This is a genomic window from Ruegeria sp. D7, assembly GCF_056534355.1.
On record NZ_JBQFPG010000022.1, the window covers coordinates 1 to 22,774 of the forward strand.

Genomic DNA, 22,774 nt, shown 5'->3' on the forward strand with positions numbered 1-22,774 from the left:
GCGGCAACTTCCTGCTTGAACCGCCCTGCCCTATAGTGTGCAAGGCCTTGTTCGTAGAGCTTGATCCAAGCAAGAGATTCGGCGGACCCATCCTTCATGGCGATCAGTTCATAGACCACCAATTCTTCGGTGCGTCCAGACACGGTTAGCGTGTCAAGCTCGCGGACAACTATCGAATCGGCCGCCTGGCGTTTCGTTTCCGGCCCGATCAGGATCAGCGTGCCATAGTCCTTGTTGGCCCCTTCCAATCGGCTGGCAACGTTCACGACATCGCCAATTGCGGTGTAATTCAACCGTTCTTTTGAACCGATATTTCCCACCAGAGCATCGCCACTGTTCAGCCCGATCCTTACGCGCAAAGGGTTGCCAGCCTCATCTTCAATTCCGGACGCGTCTACGGCATTGACTAGTTCCAAGGCTGCTCGGCAAGCATTTATAGCATGGTTGGTATCTTTGCGCGGCGCTCCCCAAAACGCCATCACAGCATCGCCAATGAATTTATCGATTGTCCCACCGTTTTGAATGATGGCCGTAGAGGCCGCGCTAAAGAAAGGTTCCATCAATTGGACGATTTTGGGACCGAGTTTTTCAGACATTCCCGTAAAACCCGTGACATCGCAAAACAGCACCGAAATCTGTTTCATGTCTCCACCTGGCTGCGTCTTGATACCCTCAGCAACCAGCATGCGCACCAGATCGGTGGGCACGTATTTTCGGAACGCTGACAGACCTGCAGCCATACTTGCGGTTGCCGCAGAAAGATTTTCAAGCTCAGACAGTTTGGAGGGCCTACGCGCAATCCGTTCAACGTCAAAGCGCTCAATTTTACCAAGGTCTTCGGCAATGAGCGCCAACGGATTTGCTACAATTCTGCGGATCAGCCAGATCGCAAGTCCGCTTGCAACAACCACTACAACGATAAAAACGTAAATCAGGTTAATCAGCGTTTCATCAATGCCCGAAAGAAAGGCCGCTTCAGGTATGACTGTCGCAACGCGCCAGCCGTAAAACCCCAGTGGGGTAAGTGCCACCACATAAGGCACTCCGTCGATGACGATACGTTTCGTCAAAGTGCCTGGAGCATTCGTTTGGGGGTCAGCCAACAGCTTCTCGCCTGAGATCATGGCGACTTCATAGAGTTCGCCCTCGCCCATGCGCGCAGGAGTAATCTCATCTGCTTTAGCATCAGGTACAGCAATAACTTTTCCATCGGCGTTCAGGATAAAGGCAGCACCGAATTCGCCGGGCGCGAGCGTGGCAAGAAAGCGAGACAAACGATCCGTTTCGATCGCAACGGCCAGAACCCCTTGCCGCCTTCGGTTGACGTCTATTGGACCGGCAAAGGCGTAAATGGTTTTGTTACTATCCGGAAGGTTACGTGCTTCGATCCACCCGGCTGAGTTGAGGCCCATAAAGTTCTCAAACCAGGCATGTTCGCGCGGATCATAGGATGTTTCAGTAAAGGTCCGCTCTTCAAACTGGATGTCACCGGGAATGAAGATGTAGCGGTCTTTCCGTAGCATTCGGTTCCGGATACTTTCGTCGATTTCAATCATCTCGAGCCCGCCGTCACCCAAGCGATGCGATGCGAAAAAATTCCCATCTGGCCAGCCGAAGAAAATCCACGAGATATTTGGCTGTGCCTGCAATTGCGATAGAAAAACAAACTCTCGCTTATCCGCCTGCCGCGTTGCAATGACGTTCTGAACAAAGATAGTGCGAACAGCTGCCCAAGCGGCTTCGGCTGAACTTAGGGTCGCGCCCACCTCGATGCGGACTGTGTTTGCAATCTGGCCGTTAATTTCAGCTGCGAGCATACGGCTATTGTGTCGCGCTGTTGTCCACCACAGGGAGTGGACGATAAACGTCGACACCCCGATGGACACAGCCACCAGAATTGACACAGCGATGCCCACGCTAAATCGCAACTAAATCTCCGACAACAACGTCAAGTGCCTCAGTATTGAATTGAGACTGTGAGGAGGGCAAAGCTTTCTTAGATCCAATACAGAATTCTCACGTATCTGTTAGGTGCAAACTAATAGCTTTGTCGAAGCTGCCAACTTAACACTATCGGCTGTGCCTGATCTTCGACGTTTTTCCAGATGCTTCGCACAGATCGAATTGCAGCCCAATTCGGACCTTGAGCGGAGCGTTCAGACTCTGCGAGATCAGCCTATTAAGCGGTCATTAGTCCGGGACAACACAAAGGAATCCAGTGTCGTTTCGATTTGGTGAACGCCTTTCCAACACCCAATTTCAGATTGGGTGATCCTGTCCTGCAAGGTCATGAACAAGTTTTATCCCCCTATCAAAACACAAACGTCTCACGGTGAAGCCTTGCTTCCTCGAGGCCCAAATCGTTGAGCGCCGCTTCAGAACTGGTCATCAAAGTTTCAGGGCCGCACATATATACATCTCGCATTCCGAGATGCGCGACCGATTGAATGTCTTTGCTATGCATGCGTCGCTCCTGAAGCTGCAGCGGCTGATCGGTGAATGCTGCGTTCAGATCATCGCGAGCGGATTTCGCAGCCAATGGGTTTTCGCCTGCGCTTTGAAACGCGACAATACGTAGTGTTACTTGATCCGAAACAGAGCTGTTTTGCTCCGCAAAGTGCTGCAGAACTGTGATGTCATCGTCCCGACCGGAAAACAGAAACACGATATCGATGTACTGATCCTGCGGGTAAGCCTTTACCACTTGTTTGATCCCGTCCCACATCGCCATGAACGGGGTGACGCCAACGCCGCCCGCGATCCAAAGCATCTTTGCTGGGAGCTTTGGGCTGCTGCCCTCAGCCACTTCGGAAAAACAGGAAAAGCCCGCTCCGGTGCCCTTGAACTGAACGGGAAGTTTGTGCGTAATCAGCTTTTCCGCGTTGGTGTGCAGGAGGTTGGACATCAGACCGCCCGGTTTACGCTTGACAGTAATACTGACCCGATCGGCACGACGAAAACTGTTGTTCTCTGAGTCATATCTCGGCGCGCTGGAGAGCGTCCAGGTGCGGACGTAGTCCTCGTTCACAAGCTGAGGGTTTGTCTCGTTCATGTGACTATACCCGGCGTCCACGAGGTCTGAGAAGTCAAAGACGCCAAACCCACCGGGCAGCGGGGCTTTGATTGGCTCAGACAGCACGAATTCGAATGTACTGATTGAGCTGGACAGCGATTTTGCTTCGACAAGCTTGGCGGTCAACGGGATTGTGGCCCCATGCGCCTCGATTGCATGCCCCATCTGCTCCAACTCCGCACGCAATAATTTTACCGGCGGATTATATGGGGAGAGCTGCTCTTTTGATGCCAGCTTGAGGTTCAGACCTCCGCGGACGAAAACCGCGCCGGTCACCTTGATACGTGTCAGCAGGCCCACGCGCGGCATTAGAGCATCTGCGTCATCTCCAAGCAGATTTTCAGCATCCCCCGTAATATAGAGGATCTCGCCGGTTTCAAAGTCTGGAAAGACCAGCCCAACCTTCGGGTCCGTTTCGATATTGCCCAGCGACTGGTAGAAGCGATTGCCAGAATGATCAGGCAGGACCAAATAGGTCGTGACCCGCGCCCCATCGTTCTCCTCGTAGAGCCGGGTAAAGCCGGGCGCGCCGCCGCGATGGTTGACGCCCATATCGGTCTGAGCGCCTGCAGTGGTGCCATCGCTTGTATGTTTTGTCGCCAAGAACACAGTACTGGCACGCGCCACGACGGATTTGGCTTCATCCGGCAGCGCAGATGAGTGTACATCGAAGGCGTCATGGATAATTTCAGGGCTGCGTCGCGTGTGTTTCAAGGAGCGGACTGTAATGTACTTGGGACAGTTCCCCAGATGCTGATCGGACAACAACAGTAACCTGACCTTATCCGTGCCCTCGACATCTGCGGCACGTATGGAGCCCGCAATTTTGTTACGTCGGCGATTACTGAAATCGACCCCAACCCCGGCAAAGAGCTGCGCTTCAAGGCCCGAAGGGTGATCTTGGCTCAGAGCGCGCACAAAGGGGTCATGCGGATTGGTTTCCGCCACCACATGTGTGGTGTTCCGGCCATCAATCTGAATGCCAACGGATGGGTCGTTGTCTGACTGTGTGACCAGAAGGCTGACCCATGGGCGTCCCTGATGGTCAAGCGTTGCGAGCGGCAAATAGGACAGACCCGCAAAGAAATCCGCATGCTGTTTCGGCATGTCGCTTTCGATGTAGTGCGGAATCGCATCGCTCAGCTCTTTGGGAGTGTGAAGCCGGTCTTGCAGCATCAACTCACCTCTGTGGGATTTATGTACCTGTGCCATCGCTTGAGCCTTTCACCGTCGCCGCGTCAGAGGCCTAAATCGCTCAGACCGGGGTGGTCATCTGGACGGCGCCCCAGCGGCCAGCGGAACTTTCGATCCGCCTCTTGGATCGGGTGTTCATTGATGCTGGCAAACCGGCGTTCCATGTAGCCATCCTTGTCGAACTCCCGATTTTCATTGCCATAGGCCCGGAACCAGTTTCCGCTGTCATCGTGGTACTCATAGGCGTAGCGGACCGCGATGCGATTGCCGTCATGGGCCCAAAGCTCTTTGATCAGACGGTAGTCCAGTTCCTTGGCCCATTTCCGGGTCAAGAAGTCCTTAATCTGATCGCGCCCTTCTGGAAACTCGGCCCGGTTGCGCCACTTGCTGTCCGGCGTGTAGGCCAGTGCGACCTTTGTCGGATCCCGACCGTTCCAACCGTCCTCGGCCAGGCGCACCTTTTGAATGGCGGTGTCTTTTGTGAACGGTGGCAAAGGATACCGTTGGGCTTCGGTCGTCATGGGTTGGCCCTTTCACTCTGCAACAAGACCAACAGCGGTTGCCGGCATGGCTTCAAAACCAGGCAACGCCTCGAACCGAGCGAGCCAGGCACGGACATTCGGATACGGCTCAAGCGAGACATTCCCCTCTGGCGCGTGGGCCGTATAGGAGTAGTTGGCAACATCAGCGATCGTGGGTCGCCCGCCAACAAGCCAATCACTGCCTGTGAGCCCGTGCTCCAGTTTTTGCATCGCTTTTTCGGCAGTCGCGGCGGCGAACGCTGGATCCAGCGGCGCACCAAAGACGGTGATCAACCGTGCAGCACAGGACCCAAATGCAATCTCTCCAGCCGCCAACGTGAGCCAGCGCTGCACATTGGCTTCTCCGACCGGATCAGTTGGCATCCAATCAGGTGCATAGTTCCGCGCAAGATAGACAAGGATCGCGTTCGAGTCGGACACAACAACCTCGCCATCCTCAAGAACCGGGACTTGCCCATTCGGGTTCATGGCAAGAAATTCAGGTGATTTATGCGCGCCAGCTGCTAGATCGACGGGAACAACCTCATGTGCAATCCCGGCAAGTTTCGCAAAGACCAAAGCGCGGTGTGCATGGCCAGATTTGGCGAAATGGTGAATACGAACAGCGTTGGACATGGGTTTCTCCGGTTGGTTGCAGGTGTTGAACAAGCAATACACATTGCGCTTCTTGATGATAATCTCCTATATTTGACGAACTTTAAGCCCTCAGAAGGCGCAATGGGATGGACAAGATAGACCGCATGCGGGCCTTTGCGCTGGTTGCAAAGAACACGTCGTTCACCGTCGCTGCGCAGCGCATGGGGCGGTCTGCGCGTTTGGTCAGTAAGTACGTAGCTGATCTGGAAAACGCGCTTGGTGTACAGCTGCTCAATCGCACGACCCGCAGCGTGTCGTTGACAGATGCGGGTGCAACATACCTGATGTTGTGCGAGCCGCTTCTCGACGGATTCGACGAACTCGAAGACAGGGTCAGAAATGAGCAGGCGTCCCTTCGCGGTGTGATCCATATCTCGGCGCCAACGGGGTTTGGCGCATTGCGGTTGGTACCTTCGCTCGCAAAATTCGCTGAGAAACACCCCCATGTAGAGCTCGATCTGAAGTTTTCTGATCGCAGAGCGTCGATTGTTGAAGAAGGCCTCGACCTTGCTGTCAGGATTGGCCCAATGCGGGACAGCTCGCTCAAGGTTCGGCAATTGGGCCGCATGCCCTTGGTTGTCTGTGCCTCACCCACCTATTTGGAACGCGCAGGGCGCCCGGACCATCCCCGGGCACTGGCCAAACATGAGTGCATTCTCGATGGCAATATGACAGAGCCTACAGTGTGGAGGTTCGACTTCGGCGGCCAAGAAGAGGCTGTCCAAGTGACCGGACGCTTCCGAATGAACGCTCCCGCTGCGTCAGCTCGCCTTGCTGAACAAGGCGCCGCCATCGCACGGTGCCCGGCATATACAGTCGCAGATGCCTTACGGTCCGGCGATCTGGTCGAGCTGTTTCCCGAGAACCGGGTGTCGCCATATGTCGTCGCTGCATTGTTTCCACAGAACAGGCGCATTACAACTCGGGTGCGCGCGCTTCTGGATCACCTAGCAGGCGACCCGGCTTTATGTCCTGATGGCAAGCGCTGAAGGCCCAAAGATGCAGTTCGACTCCAGTCGCCTTAGCTCTATTGCTGCGCGTTAGAGGAGACATTCGCTGCAAAACCGAAATTGCTACGTAGTTAAAGGTCTGGAGCGCAGAGCCAGCCATCGTCTGACAAATTATTCGAACCGGCTAGTAAGGCTTAATCGGATATCTGGTTCAGAGTGAATAGAACCCCCTGCTTACGTTGACAACCACCCAAAGCTGACCACGGTCCTGTTTGAAAGCCCAGAGTCTATCCTAAATGTTTCTGTGGGCAATTCTTCAGTTTGTTGCGGTTCAATTTCGAATGCTCCATGATCAAACCTGCCAACTCTGGTTGGCATGAGCCACAGTTAGTTCCGGCTTGAAGAGCATCTCCAATATCGTCCACACTGATCAGATTTAAGTCGTCAATTGCGCGGATGATAGTTCTTAGCCCGACTCCAGTACATGAACAGACAATTGGGCCGCAGTCTTCTGAGGCAGCAGAGGAACGACCGGATAATATCCGCAGCGGCGAAACTTGGGGTAAGGTTGCCAAATAGTCTCGCATCAGCGCGATGGGCTTAGGGGAGACGAAGAGTGCCGCCAATATGCGCCGTTCTTCTGACAGCGCAATTCTGAACGACCCGCTCTTAGCATCTTCTACAGTGGTGGCTGCGGCATCATGTAATCCAAACCATTGTCGGGCGGTATTTTCCCAATCATCGATGACCTGCTTCCCGGCCAATTCCATTCTGTAGCCATTGGTTGTTTTGGAAGTTGCCCAATAGTCTGCTTCAGGCGAGGCCGCGGCAACTGAAACGGCAAAACCGTACCATGCGGCATTCATACGTTGTACAGATACCGCTGTGGATTTGCTTTCAGGTTGTCCGGAAATCGGATCCGTCACACTTGGAACAAGCACGTCCACACGAGCTGATGGGGCGGTTTCGCCTGTCCAGTGAATAGGTGCAAACACCTGACCTGGCGGGATAGTTTCCGTGATGCGCAGTCGAAAGATGCCACTTCCAACGGAGCTGTTGAGCTCTACCAAATCGGCAGAACTGAGACCAAGTTCATCAGCGTCCTTGGGATTAATATCAATGTAAGGTTCGGCAAGATGAGCTGACAGGCGCGGCGACAATCCGGATCGGGTCATGGTGTGCCACTGATCCCGATTTCTCCCTGTGTTCAACAGGAAAGGGTAGCGTTCTGATGGCTCTGCCTTGGGCGTTCGATGGGTGACCGGCACAAACCGTGCCTTGCCATCAGGATGAAAAAACTGCCCGTCTCCGAAGAAACGACCGTCAGTTTTCCGCGATGCCGTGGGCCATCGTGTCGGGCACATCGCATCATAATCTTCGTCGTTGATGTCCGAAAAGCCAGCAATCTCAAAGTCTTTGCCAAATGAGATGGCAAGCGAGGACATGTTCGCATATTCCCTAAAAATCTGCGCCGCAGACTCATAGCTGAAGGCCTCGGCCCAACCCATGCGGCGGCCAACCTCGGCCAAGATATCCCAATCCGCACGTGCCCGTCCCGGAGGGGTCAGAACGGCGCGTTGCCTGCTGATCATGCGGTCGGAATTGGTTGCTGTGCCGCTTTTTTCGCCCCATCCTGCTGCTGGAAGCAATACGTCTGCGAGACGCGCGGTGTCTGTTTGGGCAGTCAGGTCGCTTACAACGGTGAATGGGCAGTTTTTGATCGCCGCCTTGACTCGATCGGCGTCCGGCATCGTGGCCGCTGGATTGGTGTGGATGATCCAAAGTGCTTTGATCTGTCCATCTTTAACGGCGCGAAACATGTCGACAGCTTTGAGCCCCTGCTTTTCTGGCAGGATGGGCGCTTTCCAAAAGTCCCGGACGGCTGCTCTGTGGGCCTCGTTTTCGATATCCAGGTGACACGCAAGCATGTTGGCCAGACCGCCGACCTCTCGACCACCCATGGCGTTTGGTTGACCGGTAACCGAGAACGGGCCCATCCCTGTGCGTCCGATGCGTCCCGTAGCCAGATGGCAGTTCAGGATCGAGTTGACTTTGTCTGTTCCGCTGGAGGATTGGTTTACGCCTTGACTGAAAATCGTAACAACCCGCTCGGTTCCAATCCACAGATCGCAAAACGCTTCGATTTCACCTGGGGTAAGTCCGGTCTCATCCGGATCATCAAGCTGTGCGAGTTCGAGGGCTTCAGTGTACCCTACGCTGCGATCCAGAAAATCCGGTGCCACATGCCCCGATTGGTGAATTCTGCTCAGCAAGCGGTTGAACAATGCCACGTCACTGCCGGGTTGCAACGCCAGATGGAGATCGGCCTGATCGCAGCTGGCTGTTCGGCGCGGGTCGACAACCACAATCTTCGTACCGCGCGCCTGACGCGCAGCTATGACGCGTTGATAGAGAACGGGATGGCACCATGCGAGGTTTGAGCCAACCAAGACAACCAAATCAGCCTCATCCAGATCCTCATAAGTCCCGGGCACGGTATCTGTGCCAAAGGCGCGTTTGTGTCCGGCCACAGTTGACGCCATACACAGTCGAGAATTGGTGTCGATGTTGGCCGACCCCATAAAACCCTTCATCAGCTTGTTGGCGACGTAATAATCCTCTGTCAGCAACTGCCCCGAGACGTAAAATGCCACGCTGTCCGGTCCATAGTTCTTGATTGCGGCAGAAAACCGATCTGCGACCAGTTGCAGCGCGTTGTCCCAGTTTGTGTCTCGGCCGAAGGCGCGAGGAGCCAGCAACCGATGTTCCAGCCCAACTGTTTCGCCCAAAGCCAATCCTTTCGAGCACAAACGCCCAAAATTCGCTGGATGATCCGGATCGCCGCGAACGGTCAAGCCTCCGGCCCCATCGGGCCGCAAAAGCACACCGCAGCCGACCCCGCAATAGGCGCAAGTCGAGCGAACTTCAGGCAGACCACTTCCGTCCATCAGGCGGCGCTCCGCCGGGTAACTGCGCTGTCGTCTAACAGGATACGGTCGTCTTCAATGCGCACGGGATAGATGGTGATGCGGCCATCATCCGCGCCTTGCGCCTCGCCCGTATTCAGGTCAAATACCCAATTGTGCAAAGGACAGGTCACCGACTGTCCGTGCACGATACCCTCAGACAAAGGACCGCCCTTGTGCGGACAGCTGTTGGTCGCGGCATAGACCTCCACCTCGGCAGTACGGAAGACAGCGATGCAGCCGATATGCGTCTTGACAAGACGCGCCCCACGCAAGGGAACCTCGTCGATATGTCCGATGTCGATCCAGCTCATTCTGCGGCCTCCAGTGTGAAATCTGCAATTGGCGCGTAGGTTTGCGCTTTTTCTTTGACGTGTTCGGCCCACGGGTCTTTGCGGTAGATGTTTTGCGACAGTTCAAACCGCGCGACGAGGGCCGCGCGATTTTCAAGGTCGTCCACGACCTGCACCTTGACCCAGTCCATGCCCACCTTACCCAGCCATTTATATAAACGGTCCAGATACTTGCCGCCTTCGCGATAGGCTTGCGTGACGGCCATCACGATCTCGACCGCTTCTTCTTCGGTGGGAATCTGACAGAGTAGCTCGGTCTCTTTGACATCCATCCCTGCGGCCCCGCCGATGCTGATCTGATAGCCAGATTCGACGCAGACCACGCCGATGTCCTTGCAGGTCGCCTCGGCACAGTTTCGAGGGCAGCCAGATACGGCCAGCTTCAGCTTGTGCGGCGTCCACGACCCCCACAGGATTCTTTCAAGCTTTATGCCAAGCCCGGTGCTGTCCTGAGTACCAAACCTGCAATGATCGGTGCCGACGCAGGTTTTGACCGTGCGCAGACCTTTGGAATAGGCGTGGCCAGAGACCAGCCCGGCTTTGTTCAGGTCTGACCACATGGCGGGCAGATCTTCGCCTTTGACGCCCAGCAGATCGATCCGCTGACCGCCCGTGACCTTGACGGTGGGAACATCGTATTTATCCGCCGCATCTGCAATCGCGCGCAGTTCGTCGGGCGTGGTGATCCCGCCCCACATACGCGGTACAACGCTGAACGTGCCATCCTTCTGGATGTTGGCGTGTTTGCGTTCATTGACGAAACGGCTTTGTGGGTCGTCTTGGTATTCCAGCGGCCAGTCGGCCAGCAGGTAGTAGTTGATCGCGGGCCGACAGACATGGCAGCCATTGGGCGTCGTCCAACCCAGTTCCTGCCAGACGGCAGCCTGGCTTTTTAACTCCTGCCCTTTGATCAGGCGTCGCACATCCTCATGAGTCAGGTCGGTGCATCCGCAGACCGGCTGCGCGGCAGGCATCTGGAACGCGTCGCCCAGAGTGACCTGCAACAATTGCTCAACCAATCCTGTGCAAGTTCCGCAGGATGCGCTAGCCTTTGTGGTCGTGCGCACCGCGCCCAGATCACCCGCCCCCGCATTGATCGCCTCGGCGATGTCACCTTTGCATACGCCGTTGCAGCCGCAAATCTCCGCCTCATGCGGCAATGCTGCAACGGCTGAGAGAGGGTCCGCAGTGTCGCCCCCCTGATATGCGGGTCCGAAGATCAGCGTCTCGCGCATTTCTTCTACGCTGGCGCCGTCTTTGATGAGGCCAAAGAACCAGCTGCCATCAGTGGTGTCACCATACATGACCGCGCCGACCAGCCGATCCTCTTCAATCACAAGCCGTTTGTAGACCCCGCGCGAGGGGTCGCGGAACACGATATCCTCGCGCCCCGGCCCATCCGCAAAATCCCCCGCACTGAACAGATCGCAGCCGGTGACCTTCAACTTGGTCGATAGGGTTTTCTGAGCAAACGCAGCCTCTTCACCCAACAAAGCCTGCGCAGCCACTTTCGCCTGATCGTAAAGCGGCGCGACAAGACCGAAGACCGCCCCGTCATGTTCGACGCATTCACCTACCGCAAAGACATCCGAATCCGAAGTTAGCATCTGGTCATCCACATGGATACCGCGCCCGGTGGCCAGCCCAGCCTCTTGCGCCAGAGCTGTGTTGGGGCGGATACCCACGGCCATGACAAGCAGATCACAGGGCAATTCGGTCCCGTCGTCCAGAAGCAGCGCGCGGACCTTTCCGTCCTGTCCGAGGATTTCTTTAGAGTTCGCCTGCAGGCAAATCCTGATGCCTTTGTCTTCCAGCGATTTCTTCAGCAGGTAGCCTGCGGCCTCGTCCAGCTGTCGCTCCATCAGGTGACCCATGATATGCACCACTGTCACGTCAACGCCATGGGCAGCCATACCCGCGGCGGCCTCGAGCCCCAGCAAGCCGCCGCCGATCACGACCACCTTGTTGTCAGGGCCCATGCCTATCATCTGCTCGGTGTCTTCCAGATCGCGGTAGGCAATCACACCCTCCAGATCATGCCCTGGCAGAGGGATCATGAACGGGTTAGACCCGGTCGCAATCACCAGCTTGTCATAGGGAACGTGGCCGTTCTGACCTTCGACCACCTTCATCTCGCGGTCGATCTTCGCGACCTTTTCACCAAAGCGGCAGGCAATGCCCCGCGCGGAATACCACGCGTCGTCATGGGTGACGATCTCTTCATAGGTTTTCTCGCCCGAGAGTACCGGGCTGAGCATGATGCGGTTGTAGTTCCCGCGCGGCTCGGCGTTGAACAGGGTGATGTCGAACGTATCCGGCGCGGCGTCGGTCAGGTGTTCCAACACCCGGCCTGAGGCCATACCCGCGCCTATGACAACAAGTCTTTGCTTCATGATTTCACTCCGCTGCAATCGCCTTGGGGGCGGGTGTTTTGGGCTTGGCGCCATGTTCATATTCTTCGAGGAAATCGAGGACTTCCTGCCGGTAAGCATAGTAATCCGGATGCTCCAGAAGGGCTTTTCGCGTGCGCGGACGCGGCAGCTCAACCTTGGTGATCTTGCCGATCGTTGCCTGCGGACCGTTGGTCATCATCACCACGCGATCGGCCAGTAAGATCGCCTCATCCACGTCGTGGGTAACGCAGATCGCAGTGACCTTGGTGCGGGACCAGACCTCCATCAGGACTTCCTGTAATTCCCATCGGGTCAGGCTGTCGAGCATGCCGAAGGGCTCATCGAGCAACAGCAGTTTGGGGGACAGAGCAAAAGCACGGGCGATGCCGACGCGTTGCTTCATGCCGTTCGATAGGTCGCTTGCGGATTTGTCCATCGCGTCAGCCAAACCGACCCGTTCCAGATAGTATTCGACCACATCCTGACGCTCGGCCATGCTGGCCTTTGGATAGACCTTGTCCACCCCAATCGCGACGTTCTCCTTGGCGGTTAACCATGGGAACAGGTTGGGGGATTGGAACACCACCGCGCGTTCGGGATCGGCCCCTTCGACGTGACGGCCATCCAGCTTGATCGCACCCTTCGAGATGTCGTTCAGCCCCGCCGCCATGGTCAAAACCGTGGACTTGCCACAACCCGAATGGCCGATCAGCGAGATGAACTCGCCCTTGTCGATCTTCAGTTCGAAATCCTCGACCACGGTCAGAGGGCCTTTGGGCGTCGGATACACCTTGTGAAGCTGCGAGAAGTCGAGGAAGCGGTTCTCGATCAGCCCCTTTTGCGCCTCGGCCACCGCCGTTGGAACACCGTGGATTGGAGTGACATCCGGGAGGATACGCGAGCCTTCGACCTTGGCCTCGATCCCCACATCCATCAGGTATTTGGTGACGTCCGCGCGCAGGCGTTTGAAAGTCTCGTCATTGTTCATCGCAGCGCGTTCGCGCGGACGCGGGATTGAGACAGGGAATTCCTGCCCCAGTGTGCCATCCGGGTTCAGGGCAATGATGCGGTCGGCCAGAATGATTGCCTCGTCCACATCATTGGTGATCAGTACGCAGGTTTTTTTGTCGGCTTCCCAAATGTGTTCGATCTCATCAGCCAGATTGGCGCGGGTCAGCGCGTCGAGCGCCGACAGAGGCTCATCCAGCAACAAAACTTCGGGGTTCATCGACAACGCACGCGCCACGTTGACCCGCTGGCGCATGCCACCCGACAGCTCGGCCGGACGGCGTGTGGCGGCATGGCTGAGGCCAACCATCTGTACATAATGCGCGACTTTCTCGGCTTTCTCGGTCTTGCTGAGACCCGGGAAGACCGTATCAACCGCCAGACCCACATTGCCGCTGACCGTCAGCCACGGCATCAGCGAGTAGTTCTGGAAGATCACGCCCCGCTCCGGGCCCGGCCCTTTGATCGGGGTACCTTTGAACGTGACCTCTCCGCTGGTTGGGCTATCCAGCCCGGCCATCAGATTGATCAGGGTCGTCTTGCCAGTGCCCGAGAAGCCAAGGATCACCAGAAACTCACCCTCTTGCACGTTCAGATCGATGCCTTTCAGCACATCCGTGCGAGCGGTGCCTTCACCGAAGGATTTCGAGGCGTTCTTGAAACTTAGGATGCTCATCGCACTCACCGGTTGTTTGTGAAGGTAAACAAGGATTGCAGCGCGTACATCACCCGGTCCAGCAGGAAGCCGATGATACCGATGGTGAAGACCGCAACCATGATCTTGGCGAGCGAACTGGAGGAACCGTTCTGGAACTCATCCCAGACGAATTTGCCCAGACCGGGGTTCTGCGCCAGCATTTCCGCCGCAATCAGAACCATCCAGCCGACGCCCAGTGACAGGCGCAGGCCGGTGAAGATCAGAGGCAGGGCAGAGGGCAGCACCAGTTTGGTGATCTTGGTATAGGTGTTCATTTTCAGGACTTTGGAGACATTCACCAGGTCCTTATCGATGGAGGCTACACCCAAAGATGTATTGATCAATGTGGGCCATAGCGAACACAGAGTCACGGTAATGGCCGAGATCAGGAAGGATTTCGCGAACCAGCCGTCATTGGTGACGTAAACGGCCGAGACGATCATCGTGACGATCGGCAACCAGGCCAGAGGCGAGACCGGTTTGAAGATCTGGATTAGCGGGTTTAGGGCTGCATTTGCAGTCGGAGACAGGCCGGCCGCGATACCAAGTGGGACCGCGATGACGGTGGCGATCAGAAACCCAAAAAACACTGTTTTGATCGAAGTCCAGATTTGCTGGTAATAGGTCGGAGCACCCGTGAAGGCGACCTCTTTCACTTTCTCCGGCTGGCCAGCGTCAATGAATTTCTGATTGCGCTTCTCGACCATGGCCTCGAACTTCGCGCGTTTGGCCGCTTTGGCCTTGGCATCCTGGTTCAGGCTGACCATCTCTTCCCAAACCTGCGCCGGCCCCGGAACCGCGCCGAGAGAGGTCTGCACCTTGGGGGCCAGCGTTCCCCACAGCAACAAGAAGGCGCAGATCGACAACAGAGGCACGATCAGCAACCGCCATATCTCGGTCATCTGAGCGCGGGGATTGTCTCCGGCAGCAGCTTTCAGGATGGGTGTGGCCCAGCTGAGTCCCAGCACCTGGAACCATTTGTCGGCTGCATTGATGCGGGTGAAAAGGCGGGCGCGACGTTCCTCTCGGGCGGCGTCTGCGTTGAATTCGGGATCGACCGTTGTCATCTGATGTGTCCTTGCGATGGCGGGGCACTTTGGGGGCTGCGCCCGGCGCGGGCCGGGCGCGGGTTTTGGGGAATTAGCCTTGCACGTCCGAGCCGATGATCTTCTGCTCGCCCTTCAGGCCTATGGACAGGCTTTCGAGATAGGCGTTGGGTGTGCGTCCGTCGTAAGCGATGCCGTCAATGATCTCCTCAGCTGCGGTCGGCGCTTTGTAACCATCGCTGTCCCAGGGGAAGTCGGCTTCATTCGCCAGACCTTCGTCGACCAGCAAGCGGGCGGCTTCCAAATAGATCTCGGGTTTGTAGACGGACTTGGCGACCTCGTCATACCAGCTGTCGGGCTTGGACTCGGCAATCTGCCCCCAGCGGCGCATCTGCGTCAGGTACCAAACGGCGTCCGAGTAGAACGGATAGGTCGCGTTGTAGCGGAAAAACACGTTGAAATCGGGGACCTCACGCTTGTCGCCCTTCTCATACTCAAACGTGCCGGTCATCGAGTTGGCGATAACCTCATAGTCCGCACCCACATATTCAGCCCGGCTCAGAATCTCGACGGCTTCAGGGCGGTTGGCATTTTCGTTCTCGTCCAGCCACATCGCTGCGCGGATCAGGGCCTTGGTCACGGCCAGAGTGGTGTTGGGGTACTGTTCTGCGAACTCGGCATTGAGACCAAAGACCTTTTCGGGGTTGTTCTTCCACAGCTCGTAGTCGGTAATAACCGGAACGCCGATACCCTTGAACACAGCCTGCTGATTCCACGGCTCGCCCACGCAATAGCCATAGATCGTGCCGGCCTCCAACGTGGCAGGCATCTGCGGTGGAGGGGTCACCGACAGGAACACATCCGCACCAATCTGACCGGTCACGTTTTCAGGGCTGTAGTAACCCGGATGCAGACCACCGGCGGCCAGCCAATAGCGCAGCTCGTAGTTATGGGTCGAAACCGGGAAGACCATGCCCATGTTGAAGGGCTTGCCTTCTGATTTGTACTTCTCGACAACCGGGGCCAGAGCCTCGGCGCTGATCGGATGCTGGGGACGGCCGTCGTCCATCACCGGGATGTTCGGCTTCATCTCTTCCCAAATCTCGTTGGAGACGGTGATGCCGTTGCCGTTCAGGTCCATTGAGAATGGCGTGATGATATGGGCTTCGGTCCCATACCCGATGGTTGCGGCCAATGGTTGTCCAGCCAGCATATGTGCGCCGTCAAGCTGTCCGTCAATCACGCCATCCAACAGCACCTTCCAGTTTGCTTGTGCTTCCAGCGTCACGAACAGGCCTTCGTCCAGAAAGTACCCATTCTCATAGGCGACAGCCAGCGGCGCCATGTCGGTCAGTTTGATAAAGCCAAAGGTCAGCTCGTCTTTTTCCAGTTCCAATTCGGCCAGTGCTGGAGACACAAGCGCCGTCGTCGCGGCGAGGCCTAAAAGAAGCTTTTTCATCTCGATCCCTTTCGGTTCAGCCCAACCCCATGGGCAAACAAAAAAAGCCGCCGACACAGTCCGCCGGGAGGAGGTGGCGGATGGTCGAGCGGCTTTGCTCTTCTAAGGTGCCCTGGATTGTGGGCGAATTCCGTCGGTGGGCGTCGTTGCCTTCCGATGTCCCGATTAAGTCAGACGCGCAGTGCGACGTCATCATTTTTTGACATCTTCACTTCGAGAATTCTGCAGCGCAGCAAAAAGAGATGCTGCGCTGCAAAAAAATTGTGCAATCTTACCCTGCGGGCTCGAAAATGCGCCGGTCGAAGAAGACGTTCCGAGACAGAATCAGGCTGCCATTGGCTGAGGCAACGGCCGTCGACTCAGACAAAGCTCCTTCAAGTTTCTCGGATGCGCCGGGTGTTTCCACACCAAGCCCTTGCAACTCCCGACGATAGAGATCACTTCGAAAGACCTTGGCTGCTTGTCGTTCCGCTGTCCCGACGTCCAGCCCGTTTCTTAGCGCCAATTGATGCGCGACCCATTTTGCCTGACTACGCCACGGGAAGGTGGCAGCACCGTCAAAAAACTCGACAAACCCTTCCACACTGCGTTGCTCGCCGCGTGCAGATATGGCGAACTCACCCATTAACGCTCGGTCGATCAGCTCGGGTGAGACATTGAGGTAGGTTTTGCGTGACAGCATCTCGGACGCGGTTGTTCGGCTGTCCGTGTTTGACAGCCAGCGTCCCGCACGCCATACAGTCCGCATGAGACTTCCCAGCAAATGCGGTTCCGTCTCGGCCCAGTCGTTTCTGACTGCCAACACCTTTTCAGGTGCACAAGTCCAGATCGCCTTTCCGGGCAACAGCAGTGCGCCAACACTGTCGTCCACTGCGAAGGAGCCCCAAGGCTCGCCCACGCAAAAGGCATCGATCTCGCCTCCCGCAAGCGCCTGCGCCATGAGTGGCGGCGGGACGGTACGGATTTCGACCTGTTTTGAGGCCAGTTTGGTTCCCGCAATCCAATAGCGCAGCAGCTCGACATGCATTGAAAATGGGAAAGGCACGCCAAACACCAAGACTTCATCGGCAGCTTTTGCCAGTGCAGCCCCAGCTGCAGCGGCATCAGTGAAATCAAAACCATAGCCCTGGTCGATCAATCGCTCGGCCAATTGCGTTCCAACACCGATAACATTGCCATTCAAAGACAGGACAGATACCGCGGATAGCGGTGTCGCGATTCCACCAAGACCCAAAGCCATCGCAACGGGGACAGGCGATAGTAGATGCGCCGCGTCCACATGCCCAAAGGCCAGCATATCGCGCAGAGAGGACCACGATGGCGCCGGACGCAGGTCCAGCGAGATGCCTTCAGCATGGTCGAACCCCATCTCGCGCGCGACGATCAATGGGGCCGCGTCGACAAGCGGCATATACGCGACGGGCAGTGTTACGGTTCTCATGACAACAACCCCGAAGCAGTGACCAAGGCTTCGGCCACCTCGGCGACGCGGCGGTTTTGGTTCATCGCGGTTTTTCGGAGTAGCGCATAGGCTTCATCTTCCGAAATGCCCTTGGCTTTCATCAGCAAACCTTTTGCGCGGTCGATCACTTTACGCTCTTCAAGCGCACGGCGGGTTTCTGCAAGTTCAGTCCGCATCTGGCGCAGCACCTGAAACCGAGCGATGGCGGTATCGATAACAGGTTTAATTCGCTCAGCTTGCAATCCATCGACAACATAGGCCGATACACCGGCCTCAACAGCAGCTTTTGCCAATCCGCCTGCGGCGCCTGAGACGAACATAGCCACGGGTCGTTCCAATGGGCCCGAAGCAACGGTAAGTTCTTCCAACATATCTCGAGAGGGGTTGTCTATATCGATCAGGACAATGTCTGGGCTTTGCGTTGCAATTTTACGTGCTAACCCAGAGACGTTGCCGATCACAGAAACATCTACGTCTCCAGTCTCTTTCAAGGCATCTACAATTGCAAAAGCACGTTCTTGATTTTGCTCGACGACAACGACAGTCAGGTGTTGTTTCATGAAGACTCAATCGAACTCAAGCTTGAGTTGATCGCAATTTCAAGATCATCAAACTCGCGAGCAGGCTAGCGGTTCGCCCAATTTATCAGCTTATTTTTGTAAGTAGTGGAATGTCTGCACAGTTTTTCTACATGCCAACAAAGAAATCTGCCGTGAACACCGCGGTCGCGCATTGAGTCGAATCATTGGTTTGTCCTTTGCGTCACCCATTGGTTTTGGAAGGGCCAATTGCACTTCAGCAGACCAGGCGAAATCGAAGGTCCGCTTTGACAGCTAGAACCATGTGAGGCCTCGATCGCAGCGAATGACTGCTTCCCGCCTGATTAGTGTATAAGAAATGTATGCTTCGGGTTATTCGTATGTTGGTTTTAGGCATCGTTGGCCTCAAATTAGCAATCACTAACCAGGATCGTGCGTCGGAAAAACTCGTACTTTAGGAGTTGTTCCCAGAGCTCGATCGAAGTCTAGGAGGCCGTACAGCGAACCTACGAAGATATTGTGCACGGTGTTTTAAAAGAAGCGAGAGATTGCCAGCACCTTTATCTTAGCCCCACTCTTTGGTTGGGTCTCCACAATTGCAGCGAATTCAATAAGTTCTTCCAGTGCATTGAAGCCCTCGTTGACGATACGTTCGTTCAAGAGGCGCGGATATCGCGCCGACAGCCTGTTAGAATCAGGTAGCGCACGAGTCGTCCGAATGAGGATTCCGGATCAGCTGTTATCTAGATGGTACGAAGCTCTTCGTCAGTTTAGGCTCGACCCATCTCAGATTTCTTGACGCGCTCTGATCGAGTGTTCAGACGGCTCTGATATTCAGCCAGCGGATTGACCTCCAGAACACGGGCATCGAATGTGCGCCAGTTCAAAAAATGGAGCAGTGCGTGCGAAAAGTGCCACCAGCTGTTCCACCACTTCTCTTATCCAGACGCTCGATGATTTCAGCATATTCCCATGTTTTGACCTCTGAAATCGCGCGACCGAGCAAAGGGCGGAGACGACTTCGAAGCAGACTTAGTACGTCGATATGGGTCACATATTTGCGGCGCTCTAGAAGCTGGTCATATCGATCCAACAGTTCTTTGACAGTTGAGAGAGTCCGTCGCTTCTCTTCTCCGCGCTTTGCGTTTGGATCTTCCCCTGATGCAAACTTGCCCAAAACTGCGAGTGCCATCCCGCGTGCCCCTTTGACATTTGCAATCGAATTAGGAGAGGCGATCTTGAACCGCTTCGCATTGGCCGCGCGTCTCTGCCTTACCGGGCAATATAGCACTATGTAAGACATGCTTTGACTTCTGACGCGGAGTCCAAGCTCCGTTACTTCAATGTCCCAAATGACGATCTCGAACCGCGCTTTTTCAGGCTCGATCGAGCGTAGAAAAGCATCAGTAAGCTTTCGTTTTTCAGTTGCCAATGTGTCCCCTCGGGCAGCCCCGACTGAAATACCCCTCAGAACCTCTTGAGACTCAGTAGCCGGTAATTTATTTTGTAAAACATAAAGTTAGAATACCGATTTATACTGGGCGAGCCCTGCCGATACGCAAGAGTACTGCCTTCGGGAGGCAGGGGTCGGAGGTTCGAATCCTCTCACTCCGACCAAAAACAAAGTTCCTGATGGGCCTCTTTGTTTTTCTGCGATATCCAGCTTAGCAAAAGTCGCTAGTCATCCCAGTTCAGTTCAAGCTCTTCGCGAAAGGCAAACCGTTTTAGGTGATCGGAAATCACCGTCTTCCAACTGTCTAGGTCACCGCGTTGATGCGCCGAGGCGCAAACTTCCAGCGCTACTGGCGTCGCCTTTAGTTCGACGACATTGCCACTGCCAAAAGAAACGGTTCCAGTATCTGCATCGAACTCGACCTGTCCCTTATGTGACCAATGTTTGCACAATTGCTGTAAGTACTTGCTGGCATTTTCTGTTGTCGCCGATCCGATAGCGTTTTGTCGCGGCAAAAGCGCGAGGCCGTTTTGCGCTTTGGCGCGCATGCTTTTTGCGAAAAGGGTGACGTCAATTTCAGTGGCCAGAAAGGTCACGCCGATCTCAAGACACCTACGCTGCATTGCAGGGTCCAGTGTTAGGATACCCGCGGCTTTACCTGCCGCGACGATGCGGGTCAGCGCGTCTTCAATGGCCTCCACAACATCTTGATGCCCGGCGTTGCCGATATGACCCATGTCGGCGGCCAGATCTGCAGGTCCGATGAAAACTCCGTCTACTCCATCAATTGTCAGAATGTCGTCCAGAGCGGCCATGCCCGCGTTGTTCTCTACCTGTACCAGCAGACAAATCTGCTCATCCGCCGTATCGAGGTAGTCCGGGATTTTGGCAAATTGCGAAGCCCGCGCAAGGGATGATCCCACACCTCGGACGCCGCGTGGGGGGTATTGCACCGCTCGCACCAGTTCGCGCGCCTGATCAGCGCTTTCGACCATCGGCACCAGAATACTCTGAACACCCGCGTCGAGATATTGCTTGATCATCCATGTCTCACCAATCGGTAGACGTGCGACTGGCGCGCTGCCCGAACTTTCGATCACTCGCACCTGTTCAAGGGTCGAGCGCAGGTCGTTTGGTGCGTGTTCGCCATCGACCAACAACCAATCGAACCCTGCGGTCGCGGAAATTTCTGCTGCATATGCGTCGGCCATTCCGATCCAGCACCCGACCTGAGGCTTTCCAGCCTTCAATGCAGCCTTAAAGGTGTTTTTTGGTGAGGGCATGTCGCTGCTCCTTTAGGCAAAATTGATGTCGACGGATCCGAACGATCCGAAATCGGCGTGGATTTCCGCACCCGATGGGCATTCGATCGGGCGAATGAAGCTGCCGGACAGGATTACGTGGCCGGGTTCAATGCTCTGGCCGTATTGCGCCATGCGACGGGCAAGCCAGACCACACTTTCGACCGGATCATTCAATACGCCCGCACCCAGGCCGGTTTCCTCGATTTCGCCGTTGCGGAAGGTTAGGGCCCCTACCCATCGCAGGTCAAATGCATCCGCTGGGTGGCGTTCCGCCCCTAGTACAATGCCGGCATTTGCGGCGTTGTCGCTGATTGTGTCGAATACAGTGCGGGACTTTCCAGTCCCAGGGTCTGCCCGCTTAATACGAGTGTCGAGGATTTCGATGGACGGAGTAACATAGTCGGTCGCCCGCAAAACCTGATCGCGGCTCACATCGGCGCCACCAATGGCCTCCTTCATGACAAAGGCGATCTCGGCTTCGATACGTGGTTGGATGAAACGACCTGCGGGAACGGTCCCGCCATTTTCAAAGGCCATGTTGTCAAACAGGATACCACTATCAGGAATGTCGATATTCAAAGCATATTGCATCGCTTTCGAGGTCAGCCCGATCTTCCAGCCGATGACCTTGCGCCCTTCCGCCAGCTTGGCCCGATAGATGGCATTCTGCACTTCATAAGCGTCATCCATCGCCATTTCGGGATACCGCAATGTCAGTAGACCGATCTGCTGTCGCGTCCTTTCCGCGTTCAGCAGATCGGCGGCAGCGCGCGCATGGTCTTCGGGGGTCATATCTGCTCATCCTCGATGGTGTTGCGCAGGGTGCCTATCCCATCGACGGATACCTCAACCACATCGCCGGGAGCCAGGTATTTTGGCGGATCAAATCGTGCACCTGCGCCGGTTGGGGTGCCGGTAACGATGATATCGCCCGGTTGAAGCGTCATAAAGGTCGGGATGTATTCAATCTCGCGCCGGATCGGGAACATCATTCGGTTCAACGTATCGTCCTGACGCAATTCACCATTCACATGAGTCTGAATGCGGGCGTCATCCAACTGGGCAGCGTCATTGAAAGGGACCAGCCAAGGGCCGATGGCGCCCGATTTGTCCCAGTTCTTGCCTTGCGTGACGTTGAACTTGGCGTGGCGAACCCAATCGCGGATTGTCCCTTCGTTGCACAGGGTCAGGGCAGCGATATGGTCATAGGCATCGTCCTGCGAAATCCGGCGGCCTGCTTTGCCGATCACGATGGCCACTTCGCCCTCGTAATCCAGCGTGTGATTTTCGGGCGGGCGGATCAGAGGGCGATTATGGCCGGTAAATCCGCTGGCGAAGCGCGGAAACAGCGACATGTATTTCGGCTGGGCACTGCCATCTTTGTATTCCGCGTTGCGATCTGGAAAGTTCACGCCAACGCACAGAATACGGCGGACATCCGGCATCACCATCTCAAAGGTGAAATCCGTGTGGGTTACGGGCTTTCCTGCGGCAGCCTTGGTCAATTGGCCAAACGCCCCGGCGGCGACAACCTCGTAGAGGCTTTTGAACTCGGCAAATTCGCTGTTTAGTGCGACCGCGCCTTCATCTGTGATCGCACCAAAAAATGTTTCACCGTTGGCAGTGTAGGTTGCAATGCGCATCAGGCCTCCTAGGCGTTATGGAACCCGCCCATACTGAGAGTTTTAGATCAAGCATA

General features: G+C 55.8%; 17 protein-coding genes. 1 reads left to right on the plus strand and 16 read right to left on the minus strand.

Translation table 11 applies throughout. The features are described from left to right. The 4 genes from ACRZ9U_RS20270 to ACRZ9U_RS20285 all read right to left on the minus strand — a co-directional run. The coding region (locus ACRZ9U_RS20270) for an adenylate/guanylate cyclase domain-containing protein (protein WP_480902855.1) at positions 1 to 1,916 on the minus strand (1,916 nt) is incomplete at its 3' end. Between the two features lie 395 nt (positions 1,917 to 2,311). Beyond that, positions 2,312 to 4,285, minus strand: coding sequence for a pyridoxamine 5'-phosphate oxidase family protein (locus tag ACRZ9U_RS20275; protein WP_170407202.1), 1,974 nt, complete (start codon positions 4,283 to 4,285; stop codon positions 2,312 to 2,314). A gap of 26 nt (positions 4,286 to 4,311) precedes the next feature. Continuing rightward, positions 4,312 to 4,788, minus strand: coding sequence for a nuclear transport factor 2 family protein (locus ACRZ9U_RS20280; RefSeq protein ID WP_170407199.1), 477 nt, complete (start codon positions 4,786 to 4,788; stop codon positions 4,312 to 4,314). 12 nt (positions 4,789 to 4,800) lie between these two features. Next, complete coding sequence (locus ACRZ9U_RS20285; protein ID WP_170407197.1) at positions 4,801 to 5,424, minus strand: glutathione S-transferase; 624 nt, start codon at positions 5,422 to 5,424, stop codon at positions 4,801 to 4,803. Between the two features lie 107 nt (positions 5,425 to 5,531). On the opposite strand from ACRZ9U_RS20285, the gene ACRZ9U_RS20290 reads away from it, so the two are divergent. Then, the gene (locus tag ACRZ9U_RS20290) at positions 5,532 to 6,434 is read left to right on the plus strand and encodes a LysR family transcriptional regulator (RefSeq protein ID WP_170407194.1); all 903 of its coding nucleotides are present in this window, start codon (positions 5,532 to 5,534) and stop codon (positions 6,432 to 6,434) included. Between the two features lie 248 nt (positions 6,435 to 6,682). On the opposite strand, the gene ACRZ9U_RS20295 is transcribed toward ACRZ9U_RS20290, so the two are convergent. From ACRZ9U_RS20295 to ACRZ9U_RS20350, 12 genes are all read right to left on the minus strand, one after another. After that, on the minus strand, positions 6,683 to 9,343 hold the full coding sequence (locus ACRZ9U_RS20295) for a nitrate reductase (protein WP_170407191.1): 2,661 nt from the start codon (positions 9,341 to 9,343) through the stop codon (positions 6,683 to 6,685). Continuing rightward, the gene (nirD, locus tag ACRZ9U_RS20300) at positions 9,343 to 9,675 is read right to left on the minus strand and encodes a nitrite reductase small subunit NirD (protein ID WP_170392822.1); all 333 of its coding nucleotides are present in this window, start codon (positions 9,673 to 9,675) and stop codon (positions 9,343 to 9,345) included. The genes ACRZ9U_RS20295 and nirD overlap by 1 nt, the downstream gene beginning before the upstream one ends. Further along, positions 9,672 to 12,107, minus strand: a complete 2,436-nt coding sequence (nirB, locus tag ACRZ9U_RS20305) for a nitrite reductase large subunit NirB (RefSeq protein ID WP_170407187.1) — start codon at positions 12,105 to 12,107, stop codon at positions 9,672 to 9,674. The genes nirD and nirB overlap by 4 nt, the downstream gene beginning before the upstream one ends. Positions 12,108 to 12,111: 4 nt before the next feature. Further along, entirely contained in the window at positions 12,112 to 13,791 is a 1,680-nt protein-coding gene (locus ACRZ9U_RS20310) for an ABC transporter ATP-binding protein (protein ID WP_170407184.1), read from the minus strand. 5 nt (positions 13,792 to 13,796) lie between these two features. Then, a complete protein-coding gene (locus tag ACRZ9U_RS20315; protein ID WP_170407182.1) occupies positions 13,797 to 14,879 on the minus strand; it encodes an ABC transporter permease in 1,083 nt (360 codons plus the stop codon). A 73-nt stretch (positions 14,880 to 14,952) separates the two neighbouring features. Continuing rightward, entirely contained in the window at positions 14,953 to 16,317 is a 1,365-nt protein-coding gene (locus ACRZ9U_RS20320; protein ID WP_480902861.1) for a CmpA/NrtA family ABC transporter substrate-binding protein, read from the minus strand. A gap of 271 nt (positions 16,318 to 16,588) precedes the next feature. Continuing rightward, positions 16,589 to 17,758 (minus strand): ABC transporter substrate-binding protein, encoded by a 1,170-nt coding sequence (locus tag ACRZ9U_RS20325; RefSeq protein ID WP_170407176.1) that lies wholly within the window; start codon positions 17,756 to 17,758, stop codon positions 16,589 to 16,591. Then, positions 17,755 to 18,339, minus strand: coding sequence for an ANTAR domain-containing protein (locus tag ACRZ9U_RS20330; RefSeq protein WP_170407173.1), 585 nt, complete (start codon positions 18,337 to 18,339; stop codon positions 17,755 to 17,757). The genes ACRZ9U_RS20325 and ACRZ9U_RS20330 overlap by 4 nt, the downstream gene beginning before the upstream one ends. 862 nt (positions 18,340 to 19,201) lie before the next feature. Further along, on the minus strand, positions 19,202 to 19,750 hold the full coding sequence (locus ACRZ9U_RS20335; RefSeq protein ID WP_170407170.1) for a hypothetical protein: 549 nt from the start codon (positions 19,748 to 19,750) through the stop codon (positions 19,202 to 19,204). A 245-nt stretch (positions 19,751 to 19,995) separates the two neighbouring features. Continuing rightward, positions 19,996 to 21,054 (minus strand): aldolase/citrate lyase family protein, encoded by a 1,059-nt coding sequence (locus ACRZ9U_RS20340; RefSeq protein WP_480886615.1) that lies wholly within the window; start codon positions 21,052 to 21,054, stop codon positions 19,996 to 19,998. 12 nt (positions 21,055 to 21,066) lie between these two features. Continuing rightward, positions 21,067 to 21,867 (minus strand): 2-oxo-hept-4-ene-1,7-dioate hydratase, encoded by an 801-nt coding sequence (hpaH, locus tag ACRZ9U_RS20345; protein WP_170407165.1) that lies wholly within the window; start codon positions 21,865 to 21,867, stop codon positions 21,067 to 21,069. Beyond that, on the minus strand, positions 21,864 to 22,718 hold the full coding sequence (locus ACRZ9U_RS20350; RefSeq protein WP_480902866.1) for a fumarylacetoacetate hydrolase family protein: 855 nt from the start codon (positions 22,716 to 22,718) through the stop codon (positions 21,864 to 21,866). The genes hpaH and ACRZ9U_RS20350 overlap by 4 nt, the downstream gene beginning before the upstream one ends. Positions 22,719 to 22,774: the final 56 nt, after the last annotated feature.